The 12,964-nt window shown below is 63.7% G+C and carries 16 protein-coding genes; 1 reads left to right on the top strand and 15 read right to left on the bottom strand.

The features are described from left to right. Window positions 1-377: hypothetical protein (locus tag SOP95_RS21585; protein WP_323608252.1), on the top strand; the 377-nt coding region annotated here is incomplete at its 5' end. 229 nt (window positions 378-606) lie between these two features. Here SOP95_RS21585 and SOP95_RS21580 read toward each other — a convergent pair. The 15 genes from SOP95_RS21580 to SOP95_RS21510 all read right to left on the bottom strand — a co-directional run bounded on the left by SOP95_RS21580 (window position 607) and on the right by SOP95_RS21510 (window position 12,957). Beyond that, window positions 607-1,479: a CsgG/HfaB family protein gene (locus tag SOP95_RS21580; RefSeq protein WP_274076680.1), complete on the bottom strand. Its 873-nt coding sequence runs from the start codon at window positions 1,477-1,479 to the stop codon at window positions 607-609. Window positions 1,480-1,509: 30 nt separating this feature from the next. After that, on the bottom strand, window positions 1,510-1,929 hold the full coding sequence (locus SOP95_RS21575) for a curli assembly protein CsgF (protein WP_274076679.1): 420 nt from the start codon (window positions 1,927-1,929) through the stop codon (window positions 1,510-1,512). Then, entirely contained in the window at window positions 1,926-2,315 is a 390-nt protein-coding gene (csgE, locus tag SOP95_RS21570; protein WP_274076678.1) for a curli production assembly/transport protein CsgE, read from the bottom strand. Before csgE ends, SOP95_RS21575 begins: the two co-directional genes overlap by 4 nt. Beyond that, window positions 2,312-2,851, bottom strand: a complete 540-nt coding sequence (locus SOP95_RS21565; protein WP_323608251.1) for a type II secretion system protein — start codon at window positions 2,849-2,851, stop codon at window positions 2,312-2,314. The genes csgE and SOP95_RS21565 overlap by 4 nt, the downstream gene beginning before the upstream one ends. Next, the gene (locus SOP95_RS21560; RefSeq protein WP_323608250.1) at window positions 2,826-3,200 is read right to left on the bottom strand and encodes a type II secretion system protein; all 375 of its coding nucleotides are present in this window, start codon (window positions 3,198-3,200) and stop codon (window positions 2,826-2,828) included. Before SOP95_RS21560 ends, SOP95_RS21565 begins: the two co-directional genes overlap by 26 nt. Before the next feature lie 4 nt (window positions 3,201-3,204). Then, the gene (locus tag SOP95_RS21555; protein ID WP_323608249.1) at window positions 3,205-3,678 is read right to left on the bottom strand and encodes a type II secretion system protein; all 474 of its coding nucleotides are present in this window, start codon (window positions 3,676-3,678) and stop codon (window positions 3,205-3,207) included. A 2-nt stretch (window positions 3,679-3,680) separates the two neighbouring features. Continuing rightward, window positions 3,681-5,513, bottom strand: coding sequence for a secretin N-terminal domain-containing protein (locus SOP95_RS21550; RefSeq protein ID WP_323608248.1), 1,833 nt, complete (start codon window positions 5,511-5,513; stop codon window positions 3,681-3,683). Beyond that, on the bottom strand, window positions 5,510-6,028 hold the full coding sequence (locus SOP95_RS21545) for a hypothetical protein (protein WP_323608247.1): 519 nt from the start codon (window positions 6,026-6,028) through the stop codon (window positions 5,510-5,512). Before SOP95_RS21545 ends, SOP95_RS21550 begins: the two co-directional genes overlap by 4 nt. Next, the gene (locus SOP95_RS21540; RefSeq protein WP_323608246.1) at window positions 6,028-6,576 is read right to left on the bottom strand and encodes a GspMb/PilO family protein; all 549 of its coding nucleotides are present in this window, start codon (window positions 6,574-6,576) and stop codon (window positions 6,028-6,030) included. The genes SOP95_RS21545 and SOP95_RS21540 overlap by 1 nt, the downstream gene beginning before the upstream one ends. After that, window positions 6,563-7,108 carry a PilN domain-containing protein gene (locus SOP95_RS21535; protein ID WP_323608244.1) on the bottom strand — a complete coding sequence of 182 codons (546 nt, stop codon included), beginning with the start codon at window positions 7,106-7,108 and terminating at the stop codon, window positions 6,563-6,565. The genes SOP95_RS21540 and SOP95_RS21535 overlap by 14 nt, the downstream gene beginning before the upstream one ends. A 1-nt stretch (window position 7,109) precedes the next feature. Further along, a complete protein-coding gene (locus tag SOP95_RS21530) occupies window positions 7,110-7,913 on the bottom strand; it encodes a hypothetical protein (RefSeq protein WP_323608243.1) in 804 nt (267 codons plus the stop codon). Next, window positions 7,894-9,600 (bottom strand): GspE/PulE family protein, encoded by a 1,707-nt coding sequence (locus SOP95_RS21525; protein WP_274076669.1) that lies wholly within the window; start codon window positions 9,598-9,600, stop codon window positions 7,894-7,896. Before SOP95_RS21525 ends, SOP95_RS21530 begins: the two co-directional genes overlap by 20 nt. Window positions 9,601-9,684: 84 nt before the next feature. Beyond that, window positions 9,685-10,218 carry a response regulator gene (locus tag SOP95_RS21520; protein WP_274076668.1) on the bottom strand — a complete coding sequence of 178 codons (534 nt, stop codon included), beginning with the start codon at window positions 10,216-10,218 and terminating at the stop codon, window positions 9,685-9,687. A gap of 220 nt (window positions 10,219-10,438) precedes the next feature. Continuing rightward, window positions 10,439-11,392: a peptidylprolyl isomerase gene (locus SOP95_RS21515; protein ID WP_323608241.1), complete on the bottom strand. Its 954-nt coding sequence runs from the start codon at window positions 11,390-11,392 to the stop codon at window positions 10,439-10,441. Between the two features lie 14 nt (window positions 11,393-11,406). Further along, window positions 11,407-12,957, bottom strand: coding sequence for a cytochrome c/ABC transporter substrate-binding protein (locus SOP95_RS21510; RefSeq protein WP_323608240.1), 1,551 nt, complete (start codon window positions 12,955-12,957; stop codon window positions 11,407-11,409). Window positions 12,958-12,964 lie beyond the last annotated feature (7 nt).

Raw genomic sequence — 12,964 nt, 5'->3', positions numbered from 1 at the left:
CCTCTACCGTGGTTTCGTGCGCGACATATACCTTGCCGGCGAAGGCGGCCTTGAGCCTGGTGCTGCTCTATCGGGCCTCTTCGCTGGCAAGCCAGCTCCTACAAAAATGTGCCTCTGCCGTGGTTTCGTGCGCGATATATACCTTGCCGGCGGGCGGCCTTGAGTCTGGTGCTGCTCTATCGGGCCGCTTCGCTGGCAAGCCAGCTCCTACAAAAACGTGCCTCTACCGTGGTTTCGTGCGCGACATATACCTTGCCGGCGAAGGCGGCCTTGAGTCTGGTGCGAGTCTTTCGGGCCGCTTCGCTGGCAAGCCAGCTCCTACAGGGGAATGCGTTCGCTTGGGATCAGGAATGGATATGTACTCGGTCAATAAATAATAGGTCGGCTGTCAGGACGCCGTCGTCGGAACGCCGCCCGCAGCAAGCCGGCTCCTACAGTAGATCGGGGACAGCCGCGGACGATTGGTCGGCTATAAGGCCGCCTTCGCGAGCAAGCCCGCTCCCACAGTTGGGATCGGGTACCGCCGCGAGAGACGGGTCGGCTGTAACGCCGTCATCGCTGCGATGCGGCGACCGGACAAGCCAGCTCCTACAAAGCCGCGCCGGTTCACTCGTCCTCTCCCTCACCTTCAGGTACAACACGATTCTGCGTCAGGTAGCGATCCAGCGTCTCGTTCTGCGCAGGTTGGGAATTATCCCCCGCCACCTGCCACAAATGCCGCTCGATCCCCTGCGCCAGCATATGCCCCACCGCCGCCTCGATCGCCGACAACACGCACAACTGCGCCGGTTCATTGGTGGTGTAGCCCACCTCGGCCTCGAGCAGTTTCTTGAACTCGATGAACTTGAACACCCCGGCACTGCGGGCCACGGAGTAGATGGTCTTGCTGGTCATGACGTTGGACAGCACCTGGCCGCTGCGCACGTCCACCGCCCGCAGGTTCACCGTGACCTGGTCGACGCGATACTCACGGGCTATGTCGATGCCCAGGTAGCGTGCGCCTTCGCCGCCGCTGCGTACGTTGGTGTCGTAGGCGATGATCCCGCCTTCGAGCATCATGTTCGCCGCTTGCAGCGGTGGCAGTTCCGCCTGGATGTTCACCGGGGTGTTGGGTTTCTTTTGCGAGGCGCGGATGATCTTGCGTTCGGTCAACAGGTTCTGCAGCCCTTCACGCTCGAGCACCACGAACCAGCCGCTGGCCTGCAAGGCGTCCATCAGCATGCTCGCCGCGCCCTGGGTGACGCTGGTGGAGAACGAGCTGGCCGGGGTTGGCTTGTATTGCCCGGTCTGGTCGCGGAAGCCGTAGACCACCGCCATCAAGCGGCCCTTGGGTCGTGGCATGTTGATCAAGTCATAATAAGTCGAGGCCCTTGGGGTCAGGGTCGGGGTTTGCGAGTCCTGTTCGGCCGGCATCGGCTCGCGCAGACTGCACCCCTGTAATGCCGCCAACATCAGCCCCAGCGCAATTATTTTTTTCATGTCCTTAACTCCCCATAAACCCGCATCCCCTCAAGGGGCCAGGCCATTCACCTGGATTTCCGAAACTTCGCCCGTGGCCCGGTCGGTGACGTTGATCGTCAGCGCACCGGAGTCGTCGACCACGTCGACGATGAAAGCGTCCGTGGACAGGCTCCCCGTGTTGCCGGTGGAGATGTTGTCCAGCAGTTGCCCGAGCAAACGCGATTGCAACTGGGCGCTGAAGCGCTCCAGGGCCGAGGTCCCGGCCACCGAGGTGCGATCCTTCAAGTCGGGATCGTCGTAGTCGTTCTGCGCCTGGGCATTGTTGAGCAGCCAGGTGCCGTTCAACGGGTTGCCGCCGAACGATGGGTTGACGGGCGTGTAGACCAGTTCCGTGCCCTGGGCCAGGGCGCAGGCGCCCAGGCCGAGCAAGCATCCACCGGCGCGCTGCAAAAACGTTTTCGCTTTCATAGTTCGTCCCTCTCAAGGTCCGTGGTGTCCTGCAACAAGGCTTCCAGCTTGCGCTGGACAATCTGCCCGCGTACCCAGTCGGCGGCGGCATAGGCCTCGTCCTTGAGCTCCACGGTGTTCGGCGGCAGGAAGCGCCGGTAAACCAGTCGTTGTTGAAATTCCACGGTCACCAGGCTGCCCCAGCGAGCCGAAGGTCGTTCGCGTACCACCAGGTTGAAATCCATCGGGCTGGTGGCGCGCAGGCGTTCACTGAACGAGTAGTAAAATTCGTGGCCGATGTGCGAGATCGTGTCGTCGACGATAAAGCCGAGCATTTCGTCCTCTTCACCGGCCCAGGTCACAGAGGTGCTCAACACCAGGATCAAGGCCAGGCAGAAGCGCTTCATGGCTGCACCGCCTGGGACGCTGCGGACTGGCCTTTGGCCGGGCCCGAGGCGCCGTCGAGGAAGGCTTTCTCGGCCACGAACTGCCAGTCCTTGTAGCTGGCCATGCCGTTGAAGTCCGACCACTGGCTGGGAAAATCCGCCTGCTTCAGGGGCTTGTCCGTGGACGGGCTGCTGATGCCGGTAATGCGTCCGTCGAAGCCGCGCATCAGGAACCATTCGCCGCCGCCAATCGGGTCCGGGTACAGCTGGCGGATATGGTGCTTGGCGCCGGGAAAACGCTCGTCCTGCACCAGGTCGGCGAGTTCCCTGGGGTACTGGGCCAGGCCTGGCGAACTGCGGTAATAGCTGCGCAGTGCCTGGGCGTACTGGGTGCCAACCCACAGCAACTGGCGTTCACGGTCGCGGCGCGAGGCGGTGGACCACAGCTCGCCGGCACTGGCCAGGCCCATGCCCATCACCATGATCAGGAACAGCACACCCAGGTAGGTGAAGCCGTCTTGCCCCGCAGGCTTACCACTCGGAATAAAGGCTGCCATCACGGGCCCTCCCTGTGGCACCACTCTTGATATCGGCGACACCGCCGGCCACGCCATCAGGCGGTGCAACCATGACCCAGGCGTCCTTGCGTTCGGTGATCGGGTCCATCGGCGGATTGCGCAGGTAACGCTGTTCAACCAGCTGTTCGAGGGAGTCGGGATAACGTCCGGTGTCACCGTAGTAGTGATCCAGGGCTTCGCGCATCGCCGACAGGCTCTGGCGCAGGGTGGTCTCCCTGGAGGCCTCGAGGCTGTTGAAATAGCGTGGCAAGGCGATGGTCATCAGGGTCGCGATGATTGCCATGACCACCATCAGTTCCAGCAGGGTAAAACCCTTTTCCCGACGCATATGCTCACCACTCCCGGTAGGCGATGCCGTTGAGCCCTTTGCCGTGGGCCTTGGAGTAAACGTCAAAGACGTCCTCGCCCTCCCGCGGGTTCTGAGCCGTACTGTCGTAGGAGCGCACGCCCCAGCCGCCTTCGTCGTCGCGCTTGACCGGTGCCAGCGGGTCATGGGGCACGCGCCGCAGGAAGTAGAACTTGGCACCCTTGGCGCTGCGCACATCACGCACGCCTTCCACCAGCACCTGCAGGTTCGGCGGGTAGCCGCTGCTGTTGAGCGACTTCTCGATGTAACCGGCGTCGAACGCGCGCTTGTAGGCGTCGATGGCATCGCGGATCTGGTACAGCGCGGTGCGCAATTCCTGCTCTTTGCCCCGGCGCACCACGGTCTCGGTCAGCGGTGCGGCCATGCCGGCCAGCAGGCCGATCAACGACAGCGTCACCACGACTTCGATCAGGGTAAAACCGCGTTGCGAGGCGTTCATGATCAAGGCTTCCCGACGGTAACGGTGGTCGCGATCGGTGCGCTCATGCCATTGGTCCGAACCTCTTCGACTTCGACCTTCGAACGATCCGGCGCCTGGATGTGCATGCTGGTTTCGGTGCCGGTGGTGAACTCCATGTCCGACGGGCTCTGGTACGGCAGGTTGCGCACGATCCGCGGAGTGATCGACAGCACCAGCTCGGATTTGCTGACATCGTCCTTGTTGCTGCCGAACAGGCGACCCAGGCCAGGAATGTCGCCAAGGCCGGGAATCTTGTTGCCGGTGCTGCCATGGTCGTTGCGCATCAGGCCGGCGAGGATCTGGGTTTCGCCGTCATGCAGGCGCAGGGTGGTCTGCGCGTTGCGGGTATCGACCTGGACCGGAATCGTGCCCTGGCGGGTCGGCTCCAGGGGCGTGGCGTTACTCACTTCCAGGGCCACCTTGATCGCCACTTCGTTGTTCAGGTGCACGGTGGGCTGCACTTCCAGTTTCAGACCGACATCGAGGTAAGTCACGCTTTCGGTGATCACCGGTCCCTGGGTCGACGGCACCGACGTGGCGCTGATGATCGGCACGCGCTGGCCGATGTGGATGCGCGCCTGCTCGCGGTTGCTGACGCGGATGACCGGGCTGGCCAGGGTGTTGATGTCCTTGTCCTGGGCGTTGATCTTGGCCTGTGGCGACGGCTGGATGGTGATCCGGCTGGAGTTGATGCCCTTGAGCTGATCGAGCAGGGTCACCGCCGAACCATCGCTGTTGACCACGCCGAAGGTGTTCGGCCATTGCAGGCCAAGGTCGAGGATGCGCTGGGTGGCGACTTCCATCACTTCCACTTCCAGCACCACTTCGGGGTTGGACTGATCCTGGGATTGCAGGAGTTTTTCCGCCATGCGCACGGCGTCGCCGGTGTCGCGCATGGTCAGGGTATTGAGGCGTTCATCGACGAACACGTCGCGGGTCTTGAGCATGGTCTTGACCATGTTCAGCGCGGTGTTGGCATCGATGCTGGTCAGGTAGAAGGTGCGCATCACCAGTTCCTGGTAATCCTTGAGCTTCTGCGGCGAATCCGGGTAGATCAGCAGGGTGTTTTCGTTCACCACTTTCTGGTGCAGCTGGTTCTGTTGCAGCAGCAGTTCCACGGCGTCTTCGATGCGCACGTCACGCACGAAGATGGTGGCTTTCATGTCCGGGCGCAGGTCCTTGTCGAAGATGAAGTTCAAGCCGGCGACCTGGGACAGCACTTCGAAGATGGTCTTGAGGTTGGCGTCGCGAAATTCCAGGGTCACCGGTTTGTCCAGGCGGGTGCGCAGTTGCGGATAGGCCACCACGTTGCGGCTCTGCACCAGGCGGATATTGCTCTGCAGTTCCAGGGCGCCTTCGTTGTTCGGGTCCAGTTCGAGAATCTGTTTGACCTGACGCTCGGCGCCGTAGATGTCGCCGCGGCGCAGGTCGCCGCGGGCCAGTTCGAGTTTCTCGTCGAGGCTGCGCATGTGTTCGAGTTGGCGCATGGCGTCCTGGGCGCGGCGGTTGTTCGGTTCGATGGTCAACACCCGGCCGTAGGCCATGCGGGCCGACGCGAAATCACGCTGGGTGCGGTCCATGTCGGCCTGGGTCAGCAGTGCCGTGATCGCCCGGGCACGGGAGCTGTTGAGGGCGATGTGCAGTTCGGTGTCGCGAGGGTTTTCCCGCAAGCCCTCCTCGATCCTGGCCAGGCCGGCTTCGTACTGCCCCTGCTCCATCAACTCGGAGGCTTCTTCCTTGGCGACCTGCGCCGAGCTGCACGCAGCCAGCCCGGCACAGAGACAGAGGCTCATCAGCAAACGGGATTTGTTCATTGCGCGCTCCCCACAGACAAAGTCTGGGACAAATGCAGAGGCAAATAGACCAGGCTCAGTTCCAGATCGGAAATCCCCTCGATCTTCCATGTTTCGTCGATCACATCCCCTTTACGCACGACGTAGATCTTCTCGCCGTTTTGCAAAAACACTTGCAGGTCGGTGCGGTCATCGATTCGCCCGATGAACTGGAAAGGCATCGGCGGTGCAGTGGGGACCTGCACCACCGGCGCGACGTTGACCGGTTTTTCGGTGACGCTGGCCAGGGTCGGCGCGGCCTTCCAGCTGCGCGCGGCGAACAGGTCGCCCGCCGGGCTCAGGTCCTTGATCGCCACGGGCGCAGCGGAGGCTTGCGCCGCTGGCAACGCGCTACGTTTTTTGCCTTTGGCCGGCGTGGCCACGGCGGCCACGGCAAGGTCGCTGTCGTCGGCCGGCTTGAAGTAGTCGGGCAACCAGGTCAGCGCCGCGGCCACGCCGAGGAACGCCACCCAACCCATAGTGCGTTTGCTGTTCATCATGACCTCGACAGGTAAAGGGTCATGCGGATCCGCCCATTGAGGTCGGTGTCGGCGATCTTCTTGCGTTGCAACTCCAGGTCTTCCACCACCACCGCCGGCAACTGGCCGAGCAAGGCGTGCATGAAGCGCCGCAGTTGCGGGTAGCTGCCCCGCACCGGCAACAGGATCTGGTAACGGGCCAGGTGGGTCTTGGGATCGATGCCCAGGGAGTACTCGCCCCGGGACAGGGTGATGCGTTCCTGGGCGGCCAGCGCATAGATCTTGTCGATGGCGACGGTAGCCTGGGGCTGGGTCGGCAACTTGCTGCGGAAATCATCGAGCTGACGTTGCGGTACCACCGGTGCGGCGACCGAACCCTCTTCGACCTTGGCCAGGTATTCGCGGGCTTCGCGGGTCTGCTGGCTCAGTTGCTGCAATGACTGCCAGTCCGGCAACAGGCCGAACAGCCCATAGGTCAGCGCCAGCACCAGCATGGCCAACCCCGCCAGGCCAGGCACGCCCAGGCTTTGCAGGTATTCGTGGACGATCAATCTAGGGATTTGCATCGCCAATCTCCCAGGTAGCCGACAGGTTGAATTGCACCGGGTGTTCCGGCACGTTGGCGACGATTTCGTGGCTGAGCAACGACACGTCGGAGAGCTCGTCGCTGGCTTCGAGGCGGCGGTGGAAGTCGAGCATGGCGTCCAGGTCACGCGCCTCGGCGCTGATCCGCACCTGGCCCTTGCGGGCGTCCGGGGTCAGGGTGAGCAAAGCGACGTTGTCCCGGGGCATGGCTTCCAGGGTGGCGAACAGACGCTCCCAAGGGCGGCGCAACTGCTGCGAGACCTTGCGCATCTCGGCCAGGTTCTGCGCCTGCTCGCGGGTTTCGGCCGGGGTCAGGCTGACCTTGCCACCGGTGTCGCCGGTGAGCACCCGTTGGGTGTTTTGCAGGTGACCTTGCTGTTGTTCGGCCTCACCGCTGAGGTGTTGCGCAAACACGATGCAGGTCAGCGCCAGCACCACGCCACCGGCCAGCAGGCTCCAGCCCAGGGGGCTCGAGCGGCGGCGTGGCTGAAAGTCGAGCATCAGCGGGCGCATGTCAGGCCACCGTCCGGGACATGACGTACAGGCAATCGCGTACGTTTGTCCGGCCTTCTTCGAGGGTGCGCAGGTGCACACCGGGCACTTCAGGATGGGAGTCGATGCGTGCCGGTGCGTGCAGGTAGACGTTCAGCGGCCGTTCGCTGGCAGAGGCCTGCAATTGGCATTCGCGTCCGACCAGTGCGCTCAGTGCGGCATCGCTGTCGCTGCTGCCGACCGAACGCACCGCTGTCCAGCGGCCTTCGCGGGCCAGCAGCAAGACGCTGCGCACCGGCTCGGCGACCACGAACAGGAAGTCGCCGGCGTCGAAGCTTTTGTCGAAGTGATTGAACGCCGCCATCAGGTACGGTTGCACCGAGCGCAGGCGCAGGCCACGGCCGCTGACCAGGGTACGCAGGCGCTCGAGCAAATCCTGCGGCAGCGCCGTAGCGATGCGGTCATAACCGGCGGGTTCGGCCGACAGCACCAGGTCCCAGGGTTGGTTCGCCGCGCCGTAGAGGTCTTCCAGGCACAGCTGGGCAAACCCCTGCAGCTCTGCGGGGCTGCTGATCTGCTCGCTCCAGGGCACCAGGCAGAACCGGCTGAAGTGGCCGGAGACCACCACGGTCAACTCGGCACCGGCGCGGGCATGTTCGCCCAGCAGGCGGTCGAGGGTTTCCAGGGCGACCGCCCAGGCCATGAACCCTTCATCGATGAAGCCGACGCTGCCCAGCCACAGGGTGTCGCCACCTTGACGCTGACCGAGGCCGACACCGCTGGCGCCGAGCACGGCGACATAACGCTCACGAGATAAAAGTGACACGATTGATCTCCTCGAGAGTGGTCCGGCCTTGTTGCACCAGTTCCAGCGCCGACTCGCGCAGCAGGCGCAAGCCACGTTTGCAGGCGTGTGCCTTGATTTTCGAAATCGGTTGGCGCTCGACGATCATCTGCCGCAGCTCGTCGTCCAGGTGCAGCAGCTCGGCAATCGCGCTGCGGCCGCGGTAGCCGGTGCCACGACAATGACCGCAGCCCTTGCCGTGGACAAACTGGTAGTGGCCGACCTGTTGCGGGTCCAGGCCCGAGCTTGAAAGCTCTTCTTCGCTCGGCGTGTACGGCGTGCTGCAAGCGCTGCACACCAGGCGGATCAGGCGCTGGGCCAATACCGCATTGAGCGCGGACACCAGGCTGTAGGGGTCGATCTCCATCTGGGTGAAGCGCCCGATCACGTCGAACACGTTGTTGGCGTGGATGGTGGTGAACACCAGGTGCCCGGTGAGCGCCGACTGCACGGCGATCTGCGCGGTGTCGGGGTCGCGGATCTCGCCGACCATGATCTTGTCCGGGTCGTGGCGCAGGATCGAGCGCAGGCCGCGGGCAAAGGTCAGGCCTTTCTTTTCGTTGACCGGGATTTGCAGCACGCCCGGCAGCTGGTATTCGACCGGGTCTTCGATGGTGATGATCTTGTCCACGCCGTGGTTGATCTCGGTGATCATCGCGTACAGCGTGGTGGTCTTGCCGCTGCCGGTGGGGCCGGTGACCAGCACCATGCCGTAGGGTTCGGCGGCCAGGCGGCGCAGTTGGCGCAGGGTTTCCTCTTCAAAGCCCAGGGCCTGCAACTGCACGCCGCAGACCTTGTCGGCCAGGTCCTGCTTGTCGAGCACCCGCAGCACCGCGTCCTCGCCGAAAATGCTCGGCATGATCGACACCCGGAAGTCGATCTGGCGGCCGCTGATGCCGATCTTGAAACGCCCGTCCTGGGGCACGCGTTTTTCGCCGATGTCCAGTTCGGCCATGACCTTGACCCGGGAAATCACCTGCTCGGCGAACTCGTTGCCCTGGATCTTGCTGATGTTGTTGAGCACGCCATCGATGCGGTACTTGATCACCAGGCCGCTGCCGGTGGTGCCCAGGTGGATATCGCTGGCGTGCATCTTCAGCGCGTCGTAGAGGGTCGAGTTGACCAGCTTGACCACCACGCTGGAGTCTTCGCTGATGCTGGTCAGGGACAGGCTTTGCAGGGTGTCGATCTCGGTATTGCCGTCGGCCTGGGCGTTGAGCGACTCCACCGCGTGGAAGCTCTCTTCATGGCGCGCCAGGTAGGCTTTCAGGTCGTCGGCATGCACCAGGTACAGCGGCGCGCCGTGCAGGCAGTCGTCGATCCAGGCAAGGCGTGCAGTGTCGAAGGGGTCGGCAAACACGCCAATGACCGCGTCGGCGTGACGCAGCAGGATGAATTCGCGCTTGAGGCATTGGGCCAGGGTGACCCGGTCGAATACCGGGGTCGATTGGAACAGGCTGTCGGTGTCGAGCACCGGATAGTGAAGGGTTGCGCCCAGGCACTGGATAAAGGGCATGGGGGCCAGTTCGCAGAGCACCCCGAGGGCTTCGAGCATCCGCTCGCCGGTACTGCCGGCCCGGGAACGGGCCTGGGCCAGTTGCTCACTGGAAAAACGAGTCGGTACAGAGTCCAGCGGTGGCACATCGACGACAAGGGATAGACGGTCCATGGCTTGCTCTCCAACACCCGGGGCTTAGAGCCCTGTCGGCGCGGCGAGCAATTGCGGCATGTGCCGGAACCTCTTGTCGCGCCATTACTCCCCGGTGAGCAATTGTTCGTCGTCTGGCGCTGTGGAGGCCGAGGTACTTCGTCGGCGATCTGCTAGCACCCAACTACCGTCGTACAACTGCAGCGGGAAACTCTCGGTCCTGCTCTGGCGTCGTTCGACAAAGCCTTCGGAACTGCTCACCGCCGCGTTGGGTTCGCGCTGTCGCCCCAGAAGATCAAGCACTGCACGCGCCAGTTCCGCCATCGGAAAGGGTTTGAACAGGATATGGCTGACTTCCAGTTGCCGGGCCCTTTCGCAAACCTCTGCGGTGGGGTGCCCCGTGATCAGCACAAAATGACACTTCCTGTTCTGGCGGACGGCATCGAGCACCTCAAAGCCTTCCATATCGGGCAAGCGGTAATCGAACACCATCACATCGGGTGCGAAGTCGCCGGCTTCAGCGATTCCTTGCGCACCGTCGTGAGCAATCCGGACTTCCAACCCTTGCGCCTGCAGGTAACCCTGGAGGTTTTCTGCAAGAAGTTGTTCGTCTTCAACAACCAGTACTTTGTTTAACAAGGTGGACTCCTTGAACCCCAGGTCCGAGTACCGAACCTGGCGGAGTGCGCGCCTTGATAGGTCTAACGCACACTTCATGCCAGGCTGAGTGCCGGTAATTTTATGTATTCATGTCCTTGAATTTAAAAGCAATGCCGTTTCGTCCACATGCCCCACCCCCCAAAAGCGGGGGAAAGCGAACGGACGTGCAGCGAAGCTTTCCCCCACTGTTGGGGAAAGCTCATTGATCGTCAATTCTTTCGATGCTGTTGCTTGCGCGCAGCTGCGCCAGCGCCTGCAGACGCGCCTGGACCTGTTTCTGTCGGGCAAGGTAGGCCCGAACCATTTCAAGTCCCTGCTCTTGTGTGACATCGGCGGCCTCCATTCGGTTCTCCAACAGGATCAAATGCCAGCCCACCGCCGTGCGCACCGGCTCGCTGACGGACCCGGGTTTGAGGGCAAAGGCTGCGGCTTCGAACTCCGGCATCATGCGCCCCCGGGCAAAGTAACCCAGGTCGCCGCCGGCGCTGGCCGAAGCGTCTTCGGAACCGCTGCGCGCGACGCTGGCAAAATCGGCGCCTTCACGGATGCTCGTGTGCAGTGCCTGCAAGCGTAGTCTCGCGGCTTCGACTGTGGAAGCGTCCGCCCCCTGAGGCACTTTTATCAGGATATGCCTGACCTGGATTTCCTCGGGACGGTTCATCTCGGCGCGGTGCTCCTGATAGAACGCCCGCACCTCTTTTTCGTCCGGCTCGCCGACCCTCGTGAGCTCAGTAAACATCTGCTGCGCCGCCAGGTCGCGGCGGGTGTACTCGATGTAAGAAGCCTCATCGAAACCGGCGTCTTCCAGGCGCCGGGCGAACACCTGTGGGCCACCCATGGCCTGGCGGGTCTGCTCGACCTGGTCCTGCACCGTGGCATCGCTGATCACCACCCCGCGCTTGAGCGCCTCCTGCCACAGCAGTTCCTTGTCGATCAGCGCATCCAGCGCCGCCGTGCGCAGCTGTTTGTAGGCGCTGGGGCTGCGGATGCTGGCGACCGCCCGGCCCTGATCCTCCAGGTATTCGGCGAAATAGCGCTCCAGGCGTAGCTGGGAAATTTCCTCGCCATTGACCCGTGCCACGGCCGGGCCATTGCTGCAAAACGCGGCGGGCACCCACAGGGTCAACAGCACCATTACAGTCGTGAGTTTCATCTTCGGCCTCCGGATCAGGGCGTGGCGGCAATGGGTTTGTAGGGGGCGACCAGATAGAAGCGCTGGTCGGGCAGGTCCACGGTGACCACATGGGCGCCGCTCAGGCCCAGGCGTCGGCCCGGCCCGAAACTGATCAGCGGGGTCAGGCCGGTATCGAAGTCGTGCAGGCCTTCCAGGGCACTGATGAGTTTTTCCCGGCTGGCATCGCGCCCCGCCTGTTTCATGCCCTCGCTGAGCAGCAGCATCGAACTGTAGGCCCCGACCTGCAGCACCGCGTGTTCGCCGCCGAGCTTCTGGCGTTCGCGCAATTGGGTCAGGGCGGTGCGCCCGGTGCGCGTCCAGTCGCTGGGCACGAACGGATACGCCAGGAACACCCGCCGGGAAAACCCGCTGGGCACCTGCATCAGATCCCCCGCCACCTGGTTCGAGGCGGCGAACAGATAAGGCACCTGGCCCGCGGTCTGCAAGCGCGCGGCCAAACGACTGAAGCCGCCACTGCTGCCCATGTAGAACACCGAGCGCGAGCCCAGTGGCAACTCGTCCTGCGCCGTCTCGTAGGGTTGCAGGCGCACTTTCTGCCAGGCGTTGTCCTGCAGGTATTGGGCAAGTTTCTCCGCCGCCAGGCGCTGGCCCGGCTCGTTCGGGTAGGCGATCAGCGTCGGGCCCTGCAGCACGCGCAGGCTGGTGGCGGCGTAGTTGGCCAGGGCAATCATCTGTTCGCGCAGCCCCGGCAGCGGCTCGAAAATCTGCCGACTGGCCTGGGCCGTGCCCTGCAACGACAGCGGCCCGATCAGGGGCACGCCGGCCTGCTCCAGGCGCGGGGCCAGTTCGTTATCCAGCGCCGGCACCAGCGGTGCGACCAGGGCGAACACCTGTTCCTGTTCGATCAACTGGTCGAGCGCATGCTCGGCGCTGACACGGTCGGGACCGGGATCGAGGATGGTCAGGCGCAACTGCCGGCCATGGATCCCGCCCGCTTCGTTGATCCGCGCCACGCTGCCCCGCAGCACCGCCGCCACCGTGGTGCCCTCCTCGCCCAACACGCCAGTGCTCGGCAGCAAGGTGCCCAGGTGCAGGCTGTCGGGGCTCAGGCCCGGATCGCGCTCATCAGCCAGGCGCTTGAGGTAGGCCGTCAGGTTGCGTTGATCGCTCATCGACAGGACGAACCGCGGCATCGCCGAATCCAGCCGGTTGTTGCCCGGGTCACGCCCCTCCTGGATCGCACGGGCCACAGTGCCCTCGGTGTAGGCTGGGTAGGCACGTCCGTTGATCTGCTGCTGGCCGTAGGTACTGGTCAGCCGCGACCAGCTCAGGTCCGGCGGGCGCACTCCGCCTTCCGGGCGCCCCAGGCCATCGCTGCCGTGGCAGTTGGCGCAGGGCACGCTGGTGGCCGGCAGCAGCATGCCCGCCGCGCCGATCCGGGCCATGATCGGCTCGCCGTTGGCGGAGACACCTTCGCGGTACAGCCGCTTGCCCGCACTTTCGCTGGGCGTCAGCGTTAATGCCTGGGCGCTCAGGCTGATGCCGCCGAGGAGAAGCAGGCCGAGGATCAGGGCGTTTTTCATGGCCCTG

Origin of the sequence: Pseudomonas sp. YuFO8, from assembly GCF_035065025.1 — a bacterium.
GTDB classification, from domain to species: Bacteria; Pseudomonadota; Gammaproteobacteria; order Pseudomonadales; family Pseudomonadaceae; genus Aquipseudomonas; species Aquipseudomonas putida_AE.
Note: the sequence above shows the minus strand (reverse complement) of the source record. Positions and strands in the feature narration are given on the sequence as shown.

Coding starts and splice junctions, on each gene's coding strand:
- SOP95_RS21580 (WP_274076680.1), bottom strand. CDS start 1,479: ATGAAAAAAATAATTGCGCTGGGGCTGATGTTGGCGGCATTACAGGGG.
- SOP95_RS21575 (WP_274076679.1), bottom strand. CDS start 1,929: ATGAAAGCGAAAACGTTTTTGCAGCGCGCCGGTGGATGCTTGCTCGGC.
- csgE (WP_274076678.1), bottom strand. CDS start 2,315: ATGAAGCGCTTCTGCCTGGCCTTGATCCTGGTGTTGAGCACCTCTGTG.
- SOP95_RS21565 (WP_323608251.1), bottom strand. CDS start 2,851: ATGGCAGCCTTTATTCCGAGTGGTAAGCCTGCGGGGCAAGACGGCTTC.
- SOP95_RS21560 (WP_323608250.1), bottom strand. CDS start 3,200: ATGCGTCGGGAAAAGGGTTTTACCCTGCTGGAACTGATGGTGGTCATG.
- SOP95_RS21555 (WP_323608249.1), bottom strand. CDS start 3,678: ATGAACGCCTCGCAACGCGGTTTTACCCTGATCGAAGTCGTGGTGACG.
- SOP95_RS21550 (WP_323608248.1), bottom strand. CDS start 5,513: ATGAACAAATCCCGTTTGCTGATGAGCCTCTGTCTCTGTGCCGGGCTG.
- SOP95_RS21545 (WP_323608247.1), bottom strand. CDS start 6,028: ATGAACAGCAAACGCACTATGGGTTGGGTGGCGTTCCTCGGCGTGGCC.
- SOP95_RS21540 (WP_323608246.1), bottom strand. CDS start 6,576: ATGCAAATCCCTAGATTGATCGTCCACGAATACCTGCAAAGCCTGGGC.
- SOP95_RS21535 (WP_323608244.1), bottom strand. CDS start 7,108: ATGCGCCCGCTGATGCTCGACTTTCAGCCACGCCGCCGCTCGAGCCCC.
- SOP95_RS21525 (WP_274076669.1), bottom strand. CDS start 9,600: ATGGACCGTCTATCCCTTGTCGTCGATGTGCCACCGCTGGACTCTGTA.
- SOP95_RS21515 (WP_323608241.1), bottom strand. CDS start 11,392: ATGAAACTCACGACTGTAATGGTGCTGTTGACCCTGTGGGTGCCCGCC.
- SOP95_RS21510 (WP_323608240.1), bottom strand. CDS start 12,957: ATGAAAAACGCCCTGATCCTCGGCCTGCTTCTCCTCGGCGGCATCAGC.